General features: G+C 38.0%; 1 protein-coding gene. It reads left to right on the plus strand.

Translation table 11 applies throughout. The annotated features are described in order from the left end of the window. Nucleotides 1-392 precede the first annotated feature (392 nt). Complete coding sequence (locus tag ACOVO2_RS16515; RefSeq protein WP_421771039.1) at nucleotides 393-1,640, plus strand: MFS transporter; 1,248 nt, start codon at nucleotides 393-395, stop codon at nucleotides 1,638-1,640. Nucleotides 1,641-1,762 lie beyond the last annotated feature (122 nt).

Genomic DNA, 1,762 nt, shown 5'->3' on the forward strand with positions numbered 1-1,762 from the left:
TTTCAGAAAATGAACATAAAAACGGTTTGGAGAACATTCTTCAAACCGTTTTTTTTATGTCTGAAATATCCGACTATGAAAAGTAAAATTACTAAATACCTACCTTAAATGAATCATACACGCCGTTTGAAAAATTTGGTTCAAATAAATGTAAAGTTCTTTTCAACTCTTACCAAATTTTTCAAGAGGTGATTGTATGATTCGTGTTTTTTTGTTACTTTTTTTCAAAAAAAAGTAAGACTGAGGATTAGTTGACAGTATTTATCTCTCAATTTATAAATTACTTTTCAAGCAACTTCATCTTTAAATTATCAAATTTTTTACCCGAAAAACAACAAATAGTTTCAGCATAAAATTTTTCAAAGTATTTTGCAGAAATTAATGAAAACTACATGAGCAAAAACTACAAATGGTGGGTTGTTTTTATGTTATGGTTCGTATGTTTCTTCAACTACGCCGACCGCCAAGCTATCTTTTCAGTATTTCCATTGTTGAAACAAGAAATGGGTCTGAGCGATGTTCAGCTTGGCATAGTTGGAGCAGCCTTCATGTGGGTTTATGCTGGTTTCGGAGCAATAGCAGGCATTGTTGGCGATAGATTTCAGCGTAAAACTCTCATCATCGGTGGACTTATTTTTTGGTCGCTTGTTACAATCGGAACTGCACTTTCTACTGATTATATTCATTTAGTTATTTGCCGAGCCTTAGAAGGTTTTGGCGAAGCCTTTTATTTTCCTGCGTCTATGTCGCTGCTGAGCGATTATCATAGCAAAGAAACCCGCTCGAAAGCGATGTCGTTTCACCAATCAAGTGTTTATGCAGGTACGATTGCGGGCGGAACGGTTGCGGGCTTCATGGGACAATACTATGGTTGGCACACAAGTTTTTATCTTTTCGGTGGGCTTGGCGTGCTTTTGGGAGTTGTTTTGCTGGGTTTTCTGAAAGAACCCGTTCGTGGACAAGCCGAAGTATATGAAGAAATTGAAGACGGCTCGCACGTATTGCTTGACTTGAAACAAGGCAATATTTTTGATAGCATCAAGCAAGTTTTCAAGCAACCAATGGTTTGGATTTTGGTGGCAGTTTTTGTCGGAGCAAATTTCGTGGCCAGTATTTTCTTGACTTGGATGCCTTCGTTTCTCTACAATAAATTCAATATGAGCCTTTCGATGGCGGGGCTAAACGCTACCTTCTATTTGCAAATGGCATCGGTTTTGGGAGTTATTTCGGGCGGATTTTTAGCTGATAAATTAGTAAAAACCTACCGAGGCGGCCGTATGATGGCCCAAAGTATTGGTTTGATAATGGGCGTACCATTTATCTTCTTGGCAGGCTGGACACTCTCAATACCGATTTTGATTATTGCTCTCATAGGTTTTGGCTATTTCAAAGGGCTTTATGATGCCAATATTTGGGCATCGCTGCACGATGTCGTAAAACCCAAAAACCGTGCAACTGCCGTTGGTTTTATGAACTCAATCGGCTGGTTTGGTGGTGGAATCGCTCCGATTGCCATTGCTTACGCCAGCACAAAATACGGTATGAGTGCTTCAATCAGTGCAACATCGGCACTATATTTGGTCTTTGGTTTATTATTGATTTTCGGAATTAGGAGATTTATGCAAAAACAAAAATCGTGAAGGAGTTTTCGGACATAATCATTACTTTTTTCATTTTTTTGCTTAATTCCGTATTTGCATTTTCATCATTTTTCCTTATTTTAAGATAATTTAAGTTTCTTTTCTGCCTGATTATCCTGCAA

It is taken from the genome of Emticicia sp. (assembly GCF_049241225.1).
Taxonomy (GTDB): domain Bacteria; phylum Bacteroidota; class Bacteroidia; order Cytophagales; family Spirosomataceae; genus Emticicia.

What these genes read in the sequence shown, in the direction of transcription:
- ACOVO2_RS16515 (WP_421771039.1), top strand. Translation starts at nt 393, where the DNA reads ATGAGCAAAAACTACAAATGGTGGGTTGTTTTTATGTTATGGTTCGTA.